This window comes from Streptomyces sp. DS1-CR2, from assembly GCF_055760475.1.
Genome location: NZ_CM147085.1, coordinates 5,711,228 through 5,728,204 on the forward strand (window position 1 = coordinate 5,711,228; position 16,977 = coordinate 5,728,204).

General features: G+C 71.9%; 8 protein-coding genes. 5 read left to right on the forward strand and 3 right to left on the reverse strand.

Annotation, left to right across the window (positions count from 1 at the left end):
• Window positions 1-101: 101 nt before the first annotated feature.
• The 3 genes from ACY0PA_RS27390 to ACY0PA_RS27400 all read right to left on the reverse strand — a co-directional run bounded on the left by ACY0PA_RS27390 (window position 102) and on the right by ACY0PA_RS27400 (window position 6,545).
• On the reverse strand, window positions 102-1,700 hold the full coding sequence (locus tag ACY0PA_RS27390; RefSeq protein WP_473080255.1) for an alpha/beta hydrolase: 1,599 nt from the start codon (window positions 1,698-1,700) through the stop codon (window positions 102-104).
• A gap of 141 nt (window positions 1,701-1,841) precedes the next feature.
• Complete coding sequence (locus ACY0PA_RS27395; protein ID WP_473080256.1) at window positions 1,842-3,386, reverse strand: alpha/beta hydrolase; 1,545 nt, start codon at window positions 3,384-3,386, stop codon at window positions 1,842-1,844.
• A gap of 243 nt (window positions 3,387-3,629) precedes the next feature.
• Window positions 3,630-6,545: a lysylphosphatidylglycerol synthase domain-containing protein gene (locus ACY0PA_RS27400; RefSeq protein ID WP_473080257.1), complete on the reverse strand. Its 2,916-nt coding sequence runs from the start codon at window positions 6,543-6,545 to the stop codon at window positions 3,630-3,632.
• 162 nt (window positions 6,546-6,707) lie between these two features.
• On the opposite strand from ACY0PA_RS27400, the gene ACY0PA_RS27405 reads away from it, so the two are divergent.
• The 5 genes from ACY0PA_RS27405 to nudC all read left to right on the forward strand — a co-directional run bounded on the left by ACY0PA_RS27405 (window position 6,708) and on the right by nudC (window position 16,939).
• Window positions 6,708-7,082: an MGMT family protein gene (locus ACY0PA_RS27405; RefSeq protein WP_473080258.1), complete on the forward strand. Its 375-nt coding sequence runs from the start codon at window positions 6,708-6,710 to the stop codon at window positions 7,080-7,082.
• 275 nt (window positions 7,083-7,357) lie between these two features.
• Window positions 7,358-10,693, forward strand: coding sequence for an ATP-dependent helicase (locus ACY0PA_RS27410; protein ID WP_473080259.1), 3,336 nt, complete (start codon window positions 7,358-7,360; stop codon window positions 10,691-10,693).
• Between the two features lie 73 nt (window positions 10,694-10,766).
• Window positions 10,767-14,486 carry an ATP-dependent DNA helicase gene (locus tag ACY0PA_RS27415; protein ID WP_473080260.1) on the forward strand — a complete coding sequence of 1,240 codons (3,720 nt, stop codon included), beginning with the start codon at window positions 10,767-10,769 and terminating at the stop codon, window positions 14,484-14,486.
• 10 nt (window positions 14,487-14,496) lie between these two features.
• The gene (locus tag ACY0PA_RS27420) at window positions 14,497-15,909 is read left to right on the forward strand and encodes a dipeptidase (protein WP_473080261.1); all 1,413 of its coding nucleotides are present in this window, start codon (window positions 14,497-14,499) and stop codon (window positions 15,907-15,909) included.
• 79 nt (window positions 15,910-15,988) lie between these two features.
• Window positions 15,989-16,939 (forward strand): NAD(+) diphosphatase, encoded by a 951-nt coding sequence (gene nudC / locus ACY0PA_RS27425; protein WP_473080262.1) that lies wholly within the window; start codon window positions 15,989-15,991, stop codon window positions 16,937-16,939.
• Window positions 16,940-16,977 lie beyond the last annotated feature (38 nt).

Here is a 16,977-nt window from a genome sequence, read left to right on the forward strand (position 1 = left end):
GTCGACGCCGGTCTGGGGGCAGCTTTTCCGAACGGGTCCCGCACCTCGCGTGCGGGTCCCGTTCGTCATAGAGCACCGCATAGGGCGCGTCGGCGTCCGTCTCAGGAGCAGACCTTCCCGTCGCGCGGTATTCGGCCCTCCAGGAGATAGCCGTTCACCGCCGAGTCGACGCAGCCCGACCCGCTGCCGTACGCGCCGTGCCCCTCGCCCTTCCAGGTGAGCTCGACGCCGACACCCTTGCCGAGCTCGTCCGCCATCCTGTGGGCGCCCTCGTACGGGGTCGCCGGGTCGCCCGTGTTCCCCACGACGAGGATCGGGGCGGCGCCCGGCGCGCTGACCTCGGGCGTCTCGTACTGGCCCGGCACCGGCCAGTCATGGCACCAGCCCGCCGTGTCCCAGGCCATGAACTCCCCGAAGACGGGCGAAATCCCGCGGAACGACGCGAGACGCTTGCGCGCCTCCTGCGGCGACGGCCGTTCCTTGTCGTCGAGGCAGGAGATCGCCCGCTGCGCATGGCTCTGCGAGCTGTAATGCCCGGAGGGACTCCGCTCGTTGTACGCGTCGGCCAGCGCGAGCAGCGCCGTTCCGTCCCCCTGCTCCGCCGCCTCCAGGCCACGCGTCAGCGCGGGCCAACTGTTCTTGCTGTACAGGGTGACGGTGATGCCGATCGTGGCGAGCGACTGGTTGAGCACGCGGCCACCCGAGGCCGGCAGCGGCTTCGCGTCGATCCGCTTCAGCAGCGCGGCGATCTTCCGGGAGCCCTGATCCGGGTCCTGGCCGATGGACTCGAGGTAGTTGTCGAGGGCCCGCTGGAAGCCCCTCGTCTGGTTCTCCGCGTGGCCCACGGTGTCCGCGGCCGGGTCGACCACGGCGTCCAGGACGAGCCGGCCCACCTTGCCGGGGAACAAGTGCGCGTACACGCCGCCCAGTTGGGTCCCGTACGAGACGCCCATGTAGTGCAGCTTGTCGTCGCCGAGCGCCTGGCGCGCCAGGTCCATGTCGCGGGCCGTCTCGTCCGTCGACACGTGCCCGAGCAGCTTGCCGGCCTGCCGCGCGCAGCCCGCGCCGAAGTCGGAGGCGTCCTTGAAGTACGCCCGCTCCTCGGCGGGGGTTTCCGGCGTGAGGTCGACGGACTCGGCGGCCTGGATCGCCTTGTCGTCGCGGCAGCGCACCCCCTCACTCGCGCCGACGCCGCGCGGGTCGAAGCTCACCAGGTCGTAGCGCTCGCGCAGCTTCGCGTAATCGGGTGCGAAGGCGGGCAGCATCGAGACCCCCGAGCCGCCCGGCCCGCCGAAGTTGAACAGGAGTGAGGCAGAACGTCCGCTCCCGCCCGTGGACCTGGCGCGGATGAGGGCGACGCCGATGGTCTCCCCGTCCGGCTTCGTGTAGTCGAGCGGCGCCTTCAGCGTCGCGCACTGCCAGTCGGAGCCGGGCGCGGGGCCTTCGTCGGTGGCCTTGCAGCGGCCCCAGTCGAGCCGCTGCGAGGTGAGCGCGGTGGGCAACCGGGGCAGCGCGCCGGGGACGGCCTTGTCCGAGCGGGGCGGTGACGACGGTGAGGGCGGCGACGAACGCGGTGGCTGTGGTTGCCCCTTTCCCTCGCCGTGCCCGGCCTTGTCTCCCGGCCCGCCGCAGCCCGCGGCGGCCCCCGCCACCAGCAGCCCCGCGGCCAGCAGCGCGAACGAACGAACATGACGCGACACAGGCACCTCCCCCTGGCGATCCCCCTCGCCTGCCCCCGGTCCCGAAGACAGTCAGACCATCCTAGGCAGCGCCACTGACAATCACCTGCGTCAGAGCGCGTCGGCGACCGGGCGTGCGAGCCGAACACCCGTACCCCGCGGCTACTTGCAGACCGTGCCCGCCTTCGGCACCGTCCCGTTCAGCAGATAGTTGTCCACGGCACCGCGCACACACTTGTTCCCGCTGTCGTACGCGCCGTGCCCCTGGCCTTCGTACGTGACCTGCACCCCGACACCATCGCCGAGCGCGCCGACCATCTTCTTCGCACCTTCGTACGGGGTGGCGGGGTCGCCCGTGTTGCCGACGACGACGATCGGCGCCGAGCCGGTCGCGCTCACGTCGGGGTGGTTCGCGGCGCCGGCGACCGCCCAGTCCGTGCAGCTGAGCATGCTCCACGCGAGAAAGTCGCCGAACAGGGGCGAGGCGGCCCGGAACTCGGGGAGCTTCGAGCGGACGTAAGCCGGCGTGTAACGGGGCTTGTCGTCGGCGCAGTTGATGGCGACGTTGGCGGCCTGGAGGTTGCTGTACGTGCCGTCCTCGTTACGGCCGTTCATGGAGTCCGAAAGCAGCATGAGGATCTTGCCGTCACCCTCGTAGGCCTGGGCGAGGCCCTCGGTGAGGTACTCCCAGAAGTCCTTGGAGTACAGCGACTGCGCGATGCCGTTCGTCGCGGCGGTCTGCGTCAGCTCGCGCGGGAAGACCCCCGGGATCGGCTTGGAGTCGAGGTCCTTGAGCAGCTTCGCGATCTTGGCCTTGACCTCCGCGGGGGTGTCGCCGACCGGGCAGTCCTCGACCTTGGAGGTGCAGTCCTTCGCGTAGTTGTCGAGGGCGAGCTGGAAGCCCTTGGCCTGGCCGAGCGAGCTCTCCTCGGCGTTCTGGGTGGGGTCGACGACACCGTCGAAGACGGCGCGGCCCACCTTCTTCGGGAACAAGTGGGCGTACACGCCGCCCAGTTCGGTGCCGTAGGAGATCCCGAAGTAGTGCATCTTGTCGTCGCCGAGCACCTGCCGCATCAGGTCCATGTCGCGGGCAGCGTCGGTCGTGGCGACGTGCGGGATGACCGTCCTGGAGTTCTTCTCGCAGGCGTTGTTGAACTGGGTGACGTTGCTGACGAGCTTCTTCGTCTGGGCGGTGTCGTCGGGGATGGCGTCCTGCTGGAAGTACTTGTCGAGCTGCGCGTCGTTCTCGCACTTCACACCGTCGCTGCGGCCGACGCCGCGCGGGTCGAAACTCACCAGGTCGTAGCGGGTGCGCAGCTTTGTGTACTCGCTGCCGAACGCGGGCAGCGTGGTGACCCCGGAGCCGCCGGGGCCGCCGAAGTTGAAGATGAGTGACCCGATGCGCTTGTTTTTGGCGCCGGAGGACTTGGCGCGGATGAGCGCGAGGCCGATCGTGTCGCCCTCGGGCTTGTCCCAGTCGAGGGGCGTCTGCATGGTGGCGCACTGCCAGGTGGCGCCGCCGGGCAGTGGGGAGGGCGCGGGGCCGCCGCCCTCCGACTCCGAGGGCGCGGGGCAGTCCTTCCAGCTGAGGGACTGGGACCTCACATCCACGTCATGCGTGTCGCTGCCGCACGCCGCGAGGGCGGAGGCCAAGAGGACGGCGGTGGCGGCCAGGGCAGCGGCACGCGGCCGGGTCGGATTGGGCATGAACCCATCCTGCGGCGACGGCCCACGGGGCGCTCGGGGCGTGGGCCGTGCGGGTGAGCGACGACGACGGCTACGGGGGCGGGCTCTACGGGGAGCCCGTTCGGGAAATGTGCCTCTACGGGGAGCCGCCCGTTCGGGAAATGTGCCTCTACGGGGAGCCGCCCGTTCGGGAAACGTGCCTCTACGGGGAGCCGCTCTGGGAACGTGCCTCTACGACGAGGACGCCTCCCCGCAAACGCGTCCCTACAGGGAGCCCTTCCGGGAGAGGTGGTTGAAGAAGAGCCAGCCCGGCAGGACCGGCAGCCACAGCGTCATGAGCCGGTAGAGCAGCACGGCCGGGGCCGCGACCTCCTTGGGCAGGCCGACCGCGATGAGTCCGACCGTCAGGGTCGCCTCGACGGCGCCCACACCGCCCGGTGTCGGCGCGGCCGAGCCGAGCGCGTTGCCGGCGAGGAACACGACCGCGACGCTGGCCAGGCTGAGCGTCGTCGTCTCGTCCCCGAAGGCGCGGATCGACGCGTCCAGGCACATCACGAAGCAGGCCGTCAGGAGGAGCATGCCGCCGATGCCGGTGAGCAGCTTCTGCGGCCGCTGGAGCACGTCCAGCATGCGCGGTACGACGCCGGCGAACAGGGACCGTACGCGCGTGACGACGAACTTCCGCAGGAAGGGGATCGACGTCACCACGAGCACGAGGACCGCCACGGTCAGCAGGCCCGCGATGACCGTCCGGGACGGCGACAGGGACGGGGTCTTCTCCGTGCCGGTCAGATAGCCGAAGGTCAGCAGCATCATGATGTGGGCGCCCAGACCGAAGAGCTGGGAGGCGCCGACGCTGGCCACCGCGAGCCCGGGGCGCACGCCCGAGCGTTGCAGGAAGCGGGTGTTGAGCGCGACACCGCCTACGGCGGCCGGTGCCACGATCTTCACGAACGAGCCGGCGACCTGCGCCGCGACGGTCCGCAGGAAGGGGACGCGCTCCGGGACGAACCCGAGCAGGCTCATCGCGGCGGCGAAGTAGCTCAGCGCCGAGAACAGGACGGCGGCGGCGACCCAGCCCCACTGGGCCTCTCGGAACAGCGTGCCGAACTCGATGTGCGTCAGCTGCGACAGGAGGAAGTACGCGCCGATGGCGCCCGCGATGAAGCTCACGAGGGTGCGCGGTTTGACGCGCTCCAGGCGGGCCGGTTCGACGGGTGCCTGCGGCCGGATGCGGAGCACCTGGTGGCGGATCTGGGTGAGCAGATCCTCCTCGCGCGCCTCGTCCAGGGCTTCGTCGATGGCCTTCTTCTCGGCCTGCCGCTCGGCTTTCTCCGTCTGCCGTTCTGCCTTCGCGGAGGTCTTGGCCGACGGGGGCGCCGCGTGCTCGGTGACCGTCTCGGTAGGCGTTGATCTCCCGGCCGGAGAGGCCTCGGCAAGGGAGGCCGCAGCCTGGGAGGCCTCGTCCAGGCGGGCCTGCTTCGCCCTGCGCGAAGCCTCGAGCACGGCCTCGCGCTCGCGTTCGGAACGCTCCCTGCCGAGCCTGCGCAGCGTCGAGCGCGTATTACGGCTCAGGGCGATGGGCTGGAGCAGCGGCAGACAGTCGGCGATCGCGTCGGGGCCGAGCACGCCCACGGCCGACGCCACGGCCCGCTCGGCGCCCACGCGCAGGCCCAGCGTGGCCAGGAGCTGGGCGATGTCCATGCGCAGGATCAGGTCGCCGGCCGCGATCTCGCCGCCGCGCAGATCCGTGAGGATCACCGTGCCGGAACGATCCACCAGAATCGCGTCGCCGGTGAGCCGCCGATGGGCGATACGCCGCGACTGGAGCGCCTGCACCTGGTGCCAGGTGTCGCGCAGCAGCTCGTCGGTGATCTCCTCGTCCGGCACCGAGTCCAGCGAACGGCCGCCCGCGTGCTCGTACACGAGCATCACCGCGTCGGGGCCGAGCTCGGACGTCGCGATCAGCTTCGGGGCGTTGGCCCCGGCCGCGATCGCCGCGTACGCGAGAAGTGCCTCCTGCTCCAGAGCCTGGCGCAGGGACTGGAGACTGCGTCCCGTGGTGATGCCCCGCAGCGTCAGCTGGCGCCACACGCGGTAGAAGAAGCCCTGGGCCTGCTGCTCACGGTCGACGATGGTGACGTCGAGCGGGGGGCCGTCCTCCAGGGTGACGAAGTAGCGCCTCCCTCTGTCGCCGTTCTCCGTGGTGCTCTCGTGGGCCTCTTCGCGGGCCGCGCTGACAGGGTGGAAGCCGACGTGCCGCAGGCCCGCGAGGAGCGTCTGACCAGTGGGACGCACGTTCGGCGAACCGACCGTGTAGAGCGTGCCGTAGGCGACCGTCCAGCCGATCAGGACCGTCAGGATGATCGAGAACGGTGTCGTGTAGCCGGTGACCAGCATCGCGAACGCGTCGAGCAGCAGCACCACCCACAGCACCACGCGCCAGCGTGGTCTGCGGGACATCCCCACAGCCGTCATATAGGCGATGACGGGCGCGAGATAGCCGTGCACCGGATCTGTCAGCGCGTGGATGTCGCCCGGCGACGGGCGGGTGAGTGCGTCCTGGATCGACGACGGGGCGCCCTGGGCGACCCACAGGTCCGTCGCCAGCGTCACCCCGTGCGCGAGGACGGCCGCGAGTACACCGTCGGCGATCCGCAGCCCGTCGCGTTTGATCAGCCGCTCGATCGCGAAGGCGACCGGTACCAGAAGGATTGCGATGCTCGACGCGAGCCCCGCGAACTTGATCATGAGGTCGGGAGCGGCGCCCGTGCCCTTGCTGATGTCCTGCTGAAGGCCCGACGTCGTGCCGTGGGCGAACGCGGCGATCGACAGCAGCACGGCGATCGCGAGCACGCCCACCAGGAGCCGCATCAGGTCGGAGGGGCGGTGCACGCGCGCGGGGAGGAGGGGTTCGTCGCCGTCGACCCGCTCGGCGTGCGCGTCGGCGTCGATGCACTCCGGGTCGACCAGAGGGACCTCGGTCCGCTCGGGCCCGGCCTCCACGGCCTTCGCGGGCACGTCCGCCTGTGGCGCCGCCGCCCGGTGGCCACGGCGCTCGGTCACGGGGGAGTGGTCGGCCTCTTCGCCGTCCGGGCGCGCCGAAGCCCCAGAGGTGCCTTCCGCCTTATCGGGATGCACGCCCTGCTGCTCCGTCGTTTCTTCTTGGTCTCGTATCACCGGTCACCGCCCGCACGATGGTGGCACGTCCCACTGACACAGGGGGGCATCAGGGTGCAATGCGGGGGAGCAAAGTATCCCGCAACCGCGGATTCGTGCTTCTTCATATGCCTCTCCACGCCCCGTGACCGGGCCGTCACAGTGTCGGTGGGGTGCGGCAGGATGGGTCGGATGAGCGAGGAGAGCGGTGCGGCGGGAGAGCTGCCGGAGTACGCGGAGCGGGTGCTCGAGGTCGCGGAGCTGATCCCGCCCGGGCGCGTCATGACCTACGGGGACGTCGCCGAATGGCTCGGTGAGGGCGGCCCGCGCCAGGTCGGCCGCGTGATGGCCCTCTACGGAGGAGGCGTTCCGTGGTGGCGCGTGGTGCGCTCCGACGGCGTGCTGCTGCCCGGCCACGAACTGGACGCCATGGCGCACTACCGCGCGGAGAGCACCCCCCTGCGCGAAGCCTCCCGTACGTCCGAGGGGCACGTCCCGCGCCTCGACATGAGGCGCGCGCGATGGGACGGCGAAGAACGCGCGGAATCTCACACCTGACAGCTTCCGCCATCGCGCCCCCGTTCGAACGGCCTGTGGCCCGTACGGGGGAAACGGGGCGAGAGGGGCACTTCGCCACCACCGCGTACGTTCGTGAATCGCGGCACACCCGTGCGGCACGGGACCCTGCGAAAGCCCGGCTTCCGCCACACTCGACGGCGTAGCGTCGACGGCGCACACCTCCCTCACCTCGCAGCCACCGCCACGCCCCGACGACGCGGACGGCCGACTGCCTCCCAGTTCCCCCAGCACACCCACCAGGACCAGCGATCCACGTGAGCTCCTCTTCCTCCACCCGGAACCTGTCGCACCGCCAGGTACGACAGGGGATCCCCGGCGCGTACCGACTGGTGCGTACCCCGCCGGCCCAGGTGGACCCCCCTCGTCTGGACGCACGCCAGCGCGCGGTGGTTGACCACCCGCACGGCCCGCTGCTCGTCCTCGCGGGACCGGGCACGGGCAAGACGACCACGCTCGTCGAGGCCGTCGCCGCACGCATCGCCAAAGGCACCGACCCCGAGCGCATCCTGGTCCTCACCTTCAGCCGCAAGGCAGCCGTCGAACTGCGCGACCGCATGGCCCTGCGCATAGGCGCCGCCCACGCACCACAGGCCACCACGTTCCACTCGTTCTGCTACGCCCTCGTCCGCGCCCACCAGGACGCCGGCCTGTTCGAGGAACCCCTGCGCCTGCTGTCGGGACCCGAACAGGACGTCGCCGTACGCGAACTGCTCGCCGGCCAGATCGACCTCGAGCGGGCCGGCCTCGCCCACGTCCGCTGGCCCGACGAACTGCGGGCCTGCCTGACCACCCGCGGCTTCGCCGACGAGGTCCGCGCCGTCCTCGCCCGCAGCCGCGAACTGGGCCTCGGACCGGCCGCACTCGACGCCTTCGCCCGCCGCATCGGCCGCCCCGACTGGAAAGCCGCCGCCACCTTCCTCGCCGAATACCTCGACGTCCTCGACCTGCACGGCGTCCTCGACTACGCCGAACTCGTCCACCGCGCGGTCCTCCTCGCCCACCGCACCCCCGTCGCCGACGAACTCGCCACCCGCTACGACGCCGTGTTCGTCGACGAGTACCAGGACACCGACCCGGCCCAGGTCCGGCTGCTGCACGCCCTCGCCGGCCACGGCCGCACCCTGCTCGCCTTCGGAGACCCCGACCAGTCGATCTACACGTTCCGCGGCGCCGACGTGAACGGCATCCTCGAATTCCCCGACCAGTTCCCCCGCGCCGACAAAAGCCCCGCCCCCGTAGAGGTCCTCACGGCGTCCCGCCGCTCCGGAGCACACCTCCTGGACGCCACCCGCCGCATCACCCGGCGCATGCCCCTGACCCGTCTGCCCGCCGACAAGGTCCGCGCCCACCGAGAGCTGACCCCCGCGCGGGACGGCGGCCGCGTCGAGGTCTACACGTACCCGACCTCCGGCACCGAACTCGACAACATCGCGGACATCCTGCGCCGCGGCCACCTCGAGGACGGCATCCCCTGGAGCGACATGGCCGTCCTCGTCCGCGCCGGCACCCGCTCCATCCCCGCGATGCGCCGCACCCTCACCGCAGCGGGCGTCCCCCTCGACATCGACGGCGACGACCTGCCGCTGCGCCACGAACCGGCCGTCACGCCCTTGCTGACCGCGCTCAGGGCCGTCGCCCTCAGCGTTGCGCAGGACATCCCCGAACCCGACGGCGACCAGGACCAGGAACCGCCCGTCTGGCTCGACACCGAGACCGCCCTCACCCTCCTCGCCTCACCCCTCGCCGGCATGGACGCCGCCGACCTGCGCCGCCTCGGCCGCGCCCTGCGCGAGGAGGAACGCGCCGCCGGCAACCACGTACCGCCGCCCTCCGACGAACTCCTCGCCCGCGCCCTCGCCCAGCCCGAACGCCTCGCCGCCCACGACCCCGCCCACGCCCGCGGAGCCCAGCGCCTCGGCGCCCTGCTGCGCGCGGCCCGCGACACCCTCACCTCCGGAGGCACCGCCGAAGAAGCCCTCTGGCAGCTGTGGAACGGCACCTCATGGCCCCAGCGCCTGGAACGCGCGGCCCGCCGCGGCGGCGCCGCAGGACGCAACGCGGACCGCGACCTCGACGCCGTATGCGCGCTCTTCGCGACCGCGTCCCGCGCAGAGGAACGCACCGGAGGCCGCGGCGCCCTCAACTTCCTCGAAGAGGTCGAGGCCCAGGACATCGCCTCCGACACCCTCGCCGGACGCGCCGTACGCCCCGACGCCGTACGCCTCATGACCGCCCACCGCTCCAAGGGCCTCGAATGGCGCCTCGTCGTCGTCGCGGGCGTACAGGAAGGCCTGTGGCCCGACCTGCGCCGCCGCGGCTCCCTCCTCGAAGCCGACCGCATCGGACGCGACGGCCTCGCCGAACCCCTCACCCCCGGAGCGCTCCTGTCCGAAGAACGCCGCCTGTTCTACGTAGCCACCACGCGCGCGCGTGAACGCCTCGTCGTCACTGCGGTCAAGGCACCCGCCGACGACGGCGACCAGCCGTCCCGCTTCCTCACCGAACTCGGCGTCGACCCCCAGGACGTCACCGGCCGCCCCCGCCGCCCCCTGTCCGTCGCCGCGCTCGTCGCCGAACTGCGCGCCACCACCGTCGACCCCCGTACCTCCGCCACGCTGCGCGACGCCGCCGCCCGCCGCCTAGCCCGCCTCGCCGCCCTCACCGACGACGACGGCCGCCCCCTCGTACCCTCCGCGCACCCCTACCGCTGGTGGGGCATGGACGACCCCACCGAGAGCAGGATCCCCCTGCGCGACCGCGACCAGCCCGTCGTGCTCTCCGGAAGCGCCCTCGACCAGCTCGCGAACACCTGCTCCCTGCAGTGGTTCCTCGGCCGCGAGGTCAAGGCCGACGCCCCCGCCACCGCCGCCCAGGGCTTCGGCAACGTCGTCCACGTCCTCGCCGACGAGGTCGCCTCCGGACGCACCCCCGCCGACCTCGCCGTCCTCATGGAACGCCTCGACTCCGTCTGGGACGCCCTCGCCTTCGACGCCCCCTGGAAGTCCGCCCAGGAGAAGGAGCACGCGCGCGTGGCGCTCGAACGCTTCCTCCGCTGGCACGTCGACTCCAGCACCGTGCGCACCCCCGTCGCCAGCGAACACGCCTTCGACGTCACCCTCGAAGCGGGCTCCTACGAAGTACGCATCCGCGGCTCCATGGACCGCGTCGAACGCGATACCGAAGGCCGCGCCTACGTAGTCGACTTCAAGACCGGCAAGCAGGCGCCCTCAGCCGCCGACGTCGCCCGCCACCCCCAGCTCGCCGTCTACCAGCTCGCTGTCCGCGAGGGCGCCGTCGACGAACACTTCGACGGCGAACGCCCCGGACCCGGCGGCGCCGAACTCGTCCAGCTGCGCCAGGGCGCCGCCAAGAAGGACGGCGGCGACGCCCTCCCCAAGGTGCAGTCACAGCAACCCTTGGGGGACGTCGCGGACGGCGGCGAGGGGGAGTGGGTCGGCGACCTCCTCGCGACCGCCGCCGGCAAGGTCCTCGACGAACGCTTCAGCCCCACCACCGGACAGCACTGCACCCACTGCGCGTTCCGCGCCTCGTGCAGCGCCCGCCCCGAGGGCAAGCACGTCGTCGAGTGACGTGCGCCTCCACTGCGCCAGATCCGTCCGGATCGGGCCGGCGCTGTCGGTGGGGCCGGTTAGCCTCGATGAGGTGACCACGCGCCTCACCGATCCCGAGCAGCTCAAGGAGCTCCTTGGGATCCCGTTCACCCCGGAGCAGACGGCCTGCATCACCGCGCCGCCCGCCCCGCAGGTGATCGTGGCCGGAGCCGGATCCGGCAAGACGACGGTCATGGCCGCCCGCGTCGTATGGCTCGTCGGCACCGGACAGGTCGCCCCGGAGCAGGTCCTCGGCCTCACCTTCACCAACAAGGCCGCCGGCGAACTCGCGGAGCGCGTCCGCAAGGCACTGATCAAGGCAGGCGTCACCGACCCCGACGCCATCGACCCGGACAACCCCCCGGGCGAGCCCGTGATCTCCACGTACCACGCCTTCGCCGGCCGCCTCCTCACCGACCACGGCCTGCGCATCGGCCTCGAACCCACCGCGCGACTCCTCGCCGACGCCACCCGCTTCCAGCTCGCCGCCCGCGTCCTGCGCGAGGCCCCCGGCCCCTACCCGGCCCTCACCCGCTCCTTCGCCGACCTCGTCAGCGACCTCCTCACCCTCGACGGCGAGCTCGCCGAACACCTCGTCCACCCCGACGAACTCCGCGCCTACGACACCCGCCTGCTGCACGCACTCGAAGGCCGCAAACTCACCAACGCCGACCTGCGCAAGGTCCCCGAGGCCGCCGCCGCCCGCCTCGACCTCACCGGCCTCGTCACCCGGTACCGCGAAGCCAAGCGCGCCCGCGACCTCCTCGACTTCGGCGACCAGATCGCCCTCTCCGCCACCCTCGCCCGCACCCGCCCCGAGGTCGGCGCCATCCTCCGCGACGAGTTCCGCGTCGTCCTCCTCGACGAGTACCAGGACACCTCCGTCGCCCAGCGGATCCTCCTGGCCGGCCTCTTCGGAGCGGGCACCGGCCACCCCGTGACCGCCGTCGGCGACCCCTGCCAGGCGATCTACGGCTGGCGCGGCGCCTCCGTCGCCAACCTCGACGACTTCCCCGAACACTTCGCCCACGCCGACGGCCGCCCCGCCACCCGCCTCTCCCTCAGCGAGAACCGCCGCAGCGGCGGCCGCCTCCTCGACCTCGCCAACGGCCTGGCCCAGCCCCTGCGCGCACTCCACGCGGGCGTGGAAGCCCTGCGCCCGGCCCCCGGCGCCGAACGCGACGGCATCGTCCGCTGCGCCCTCCTGCGCACCCACGCCGAGGAGATCGACTGGCTCGGCGACTCCCTCGCCCACCTCGTACGCACCGGCACCGCCCCCGGCGAGATCGCCGTCCTGTGCCGCACCGCGACCGACTTCGCCGCCATCCAAGGCGCCCTCGTCGCACGCGACATCCCCGTAGAGGTCGTCGGCCTCTCCGGCCTCCTCCACCTCCCCGAGGTCGCCGACCTCGTCGCCGTCTGCGAAGTCCTCCAGGACCCCGGCGCCAACGCCTCGCTGGTCCGCCTCCTGACCGGCCCCCGCTGGCGCATCGGCCCCCGAGACCTCGCCCTCCTCGGCCGCCGCGCCCGCCTCCTCGTCGCCCACGCGCGCGGGGGCCAGGGCGACGACCCCGACCGCCGTCTCGCCGAAGCCGTCGAGGGGGTCGACCCCTCCGAAGTGATATCGCTCGCCGACGCCCTCGACACATTCCTCGAGACCCCCCTCGACGAACCGGGCGACGACAAGCTGCCCTTCTCACCACAGGCCCGCGTACGCTTCGCGCGCCTCGCCACCGAGCTGCGCGACCTGCGCCGCTCACTTGCCGACCCGCTGATGGACGTACTCCACCGCGTCCTCGCCGTCACCGGCCTCGAAGTCGAACTCGCCGCCTCCCCGCACGCCCTGGCCGCCCGCCGCCGAGAGACCCTGTCCAACTTCCTCGACATCGCCGCCTCGTTCGCCGCGAACGACAGCTCCGCGACCCTCCTCGCCTTCCTCGGCTTCCTGCGCACCGCCGCCCAGTACGAAAAGGGCCTCGACAACGCGCTGCCCGGCGGCGAGAACACCGTGAAGGTGCTCACCGCCCACAAGTCCAAGGGCCTGGAATGGGACGTCGTCGCCGTCCCCGGCCTCGTCACCGGGACGTTCCCCAGCGCCCAGGGCCGCGAGAAATGGACCGCCCAGAGCAAGGTCCTTCCGCACGAACTGCGCGGCGACGCCGCCACACTGCCCGACATCGAAGCGTGGGACTCCAAGGGCATGAAGGCCTTCCACGAAGAGATGAAGGAACACCAGCGCACCGAGGAACTCCGCCTCGGCTACGTCACCTACACCCGCCCCCGCACCCTCCTCCTCGGCTCCGGCCACTGGTGGGGCCCCGCCCAGAAGCGCCCCCGCGGCCCCTCCGACTTCCTCCAGGCGCTGTACGACCACTGCGCCGCCGGACACGGGGAGATCGAGGCCTGGGCCGACGAACCGGCAGAGGACGAGGAGAACCCCGCGCTCCAGGAGGCATCTGCCGAACACGCGTGGCCGCTCCCGCTCGACGACGAGGCCATGGAGCGCCGCCGCGCGGCCGCGGCCACGGTCCTCGCCCACCTCGAATCCCCGGCCGACGACCACTCCCACGAGATGGCCCACCCGGCCACGTACACCGACCCGGACTGGCCGGCCCCGCCGGACGAAGAGGCGCTCTACGAAGATGAGCCCTTTTACGAAGATGAGCCTCTCAATGAAGAGGGCGATTTCTTCAGCCCGCCGGAGGACGGACCCGGACCGGCCTGGGACGAGTGGGACGACTGGGACGCGTTGCCGCACGAGCGCCCCACGCTTCCGCATCCGACCGGCACCCCCGCGCACGAGCAGCCCGCGGCCGACGCCCCGCACAACGACGCGCACCCTCACCCGGACGACGCCCGCCCCACGCCCGGCGCCCCGCCCGCGCCCGTGCACGACGCCCCGCACGCGCCCGCCGACGCGCACCCCCTGGGTGCCATCCCGCACCCCACCCCGCCCCAGGACGCCGACCCCCGCCCCCACCCGGCGCCCACAAAGACCGCGCCTCCGGAGCGGCACCTGCTCACTCCGGAGGAGACCCGCACCCTCGCCTCCTGGGATCGCGACCTCGACGCCCTCACCGGCGAACTCCTGCGCTCCCGCCAGGCCGTCCGCGACGTCCCCCTCCCCACCACCCTCACCGCCTCCCAGCTCCTGCGCCTGGCCGCCGACCCCGACGGCTTCGCCCAGGACCTGGCCCGCCCCATGCCCCGCCCGCCCCAGCCTGCCGCCCGCCGCGGCACCCGCTTCCACGCCTGGGTCGAATCCCGCTTCGAAGAGCTCCGCCTGCCCATGCTCGACCCCGAAGAGCTCCCCGGCAGCGAGGCCGACATCGCCGACGAACGCGACCTCGACACCCTCAAGGAAGCCTTCGACCGCACGCCCTACGCCCACCGCACCCCCCACCGTGTCGAAACGCCCTTCCAGCTCGCCATCGGCGGCCGCGTCATCCGCGGCCGGATCGACGCCGTCTACAAAGAAGGCGACGGCGACGACACCACGTACGAGATCGTCGACTGGAAGACCACCCGCGGCCGCACAGCCGACCCCCTCCAGCTAGCCGTCTACCGACTCGCCTGGGCCGAGCAGCACGGCCTCGCGCCCGAGGCAGTCAAGGCGACGTTCGTCTACGTACGCGACGGCGAGACAGTCACCCCCCGCGACCTCCCCGGACGCGCCGAACTGGAACGCCTCCTCCTCGAAGACCCCACCTCCGGCACCGGCGACCGGAGAGCACCGGAACCACCGCACGGGCACGCCCCGGCGGACGGATAGGCTCGGGACTATGAGCAAGCCCGTTGACAACGCCGTCAGCACCGTCCGTGCGTACATAGAGACCCACCACGACGCGTTCCTCCAGGACCTCGCCGAGTGGCTCCGAATCCCGTCCGTGTCGGCCCAGCCCGACCACGCACCCGACGTACGCCGCAGCGCCGACTGGCTTGCCGCGAAACTCCGCGAGACCGGCTTCCCGACCACCGAGGTCTGGGAGACACCCGGCGCCCCCGCCGTCTTCGCCGACTGGCCCTCCGACGACCCGAACGCCCCCACCGTCCTCGTCTACGGGCACCACGACGTCCAGCCCGCGGCCCGCGAGGACGGCTGGAACACAGACCCCTTCGAACCCGTCGTCATCGGAAACCGCCTCCACGCGCGCGGAGCAGCCGACGACAAGGGACAGGTGTTCTTCCACACACTCGGCGTCCGCGCCCACCTCGCCGCCACCGGCCGCACCACCCCCGCCGTCCACCTCAAGCTCCTCGTGGAGGGCGAAGAGGAATCCGGCTCCCCCCACTTCCGCGCCCTCGTCGAGCAGCACAGGGACCGCCTCACCGCGGACGCCGTGATCGTCTCCGACACCGGCATGTGGTCCGAGGACACCCCCACCGTCTGCACCGGAATGCGCGGCCTCGCCGACTGCGAGATCGAACTCCACGGCCCCGACCAGGACATCCACTCCGGATCCTTCGGCGGCGCCGTACCCAACCCCGCCACCGCCGCCGCCCGCCTCGTCGCGGCCCTCCACGACGACCACGCACGCGTGGCCGTCCCCGGCTTCTACGACGGCATCACCCCCCTCACCGACCGCGAACGGGAACTCTTCGCCGAGCTCCCCTTTGACGAAGCCCAATGGCTGCGCACCGCCAAGTCGCACGCCACCCACGGCGAAGCCGGTCACACCACCCTCGAACGGATCTGGGCCCGCCCCACCGCCGAGGTCAACGGCATCGGCGGCGGCTATCAGGGCCCCGGCGGCAAGACCATCGTCCCGTCCTCCGCGACGCTGAAGCTCTCCTTCCGGCTCGTCGCGGGACAGGACCCCGACCACGTCGAGAAGGCCGTCACCGACTGGGTCGCAGGGCAGCTCCCCGCCGGGATCCGCCACACCGTCACCTTCGGCGCCGCCACCCGCCCCTGCCTCACCCCCCTCGACCACCCCGCCCCCCAGTCCGTCGTCCGCGCCATGAACCTGGCCTTCGACCAGAAGATCCGCTTCACGCGCGAAGGAGGCTCCGGCCCCGCCGCCGACCTCCAGGACGTCCTCGACGCACCCGTCCTCTTCCTCGGCATCTCCGTCCCCTCCGACGGCTGGCACGCACCCAACGAGAAAGTCGAACTCGACCTCCTCAAGAAGGGCGTCGAAACCGCCGCCCACCTGTGGGGCGACCTCGCGGAGAACTGGCGCGATGCACACTGAGCCAACCCACCCGCCACACCCGCCCCAGCCGAACCGTCCCGCCGAAACGCCCGTTCCACCGGGGGAGTTGGAAGCACCTGTGACCACCTGGACCGACCGCACAGCCGACCGTCCGCTCTCGCTCTCCGCGCCCAGCGGCATCGACCGCGCCGCACACCACCGCCTCGACGAGGCCTGGCTCGCCGCAGCCTGGAGCCACCCCACCACCCGCGTCTTCGTGGTCTCCGGTGGACAGGTACTGATCGACGAGACGCCGGACGGCGCCACCGAACTGGTCATGACCCCGTCCTTCGAAGCGCCCCTCACTGAAGCCCACCGCTACTTCCTGGGCACCGACGACGACGGTGTCAGCTACTTCGCCCTCCAGAAGGACACCCTCCCCGGCCGCATCGACCAGTCCGCGCGCCCCGCCGGCCTGCGCGAAGCCGGACTCCTCCTGTCCTCCCGGGACGCCGGCCTCATGGTGCACGCCGTCGCCCTCGAGAACTGGCAGCGACTGCACCGCTTCTGCTCCCGCTGCGGCGAACGCACCGTCATCGCCGCCGCGGGCCACATCCGCCGCTGCCAGGCCTGCGGGGCCGAGCACTACCCCCGCACCGACCCCGCAGTGATCATGCTCGTCACGGACGACGAGGACCGCGCACTCCTCGGCCGCCAGGTCCACTGGCCCGAAGGCCGCTTCTCCACCCTCGCCGGCTTCGTCGAGCCCGGAGAGTCCATCGAGCAGTCCGTACGCCGCGAGGTCTTCGAAGAAGCCGGAGTCGTCGTCGGACCCGACGTCGAGTACGTCGCCAGCCAGCCCTGGCCGTTCCCCTCCAGCCTCATGCTCGGCTTCATGGCCCGCGCCACCTCGTCCGAGATCAACGTCGACGGCGAAGAGATCCACGAGGCCCGCTGGTTCTCCCGTGAAGACCTGCGCGCCGCGTTCGAGTCCGGAGAGGTCATGGCCCCCTACGGGATCTCGATCGCGGCCCGCCTCATCGAACTCTGGTACGGCAAGCCCCTCCCCAAGCCCGGCGAGGCCGTATAAGCCCAGCCTGGATCAGATAAGCCCAGCCTGGATCAGAT

Coding starts and splice junctions, on each gene's coding strand:
- ACY0PA_RS27395 (WP_473080256.1), bottom strand. CDS start 3,386: ATGCCCAATCCGACCCGGCCGCGTGCCGCTGCCCTGGCCGCCACCGCC.
- ACY0PA_RS27405 (WP_473080258.1), top strand. CDS start 6,708: ATGGGTCGGATGAGCGAGGAGAGCGGTGCGGCGGGAGAGCTGCCGGAG.
- ACY0PA_RS27420 (WP_473080261.1), top strand. CDS start 14,497: ATGAGCAAGCCCGTTGACAACGCCGTCAGCACCGTCCGTGCGTACATA.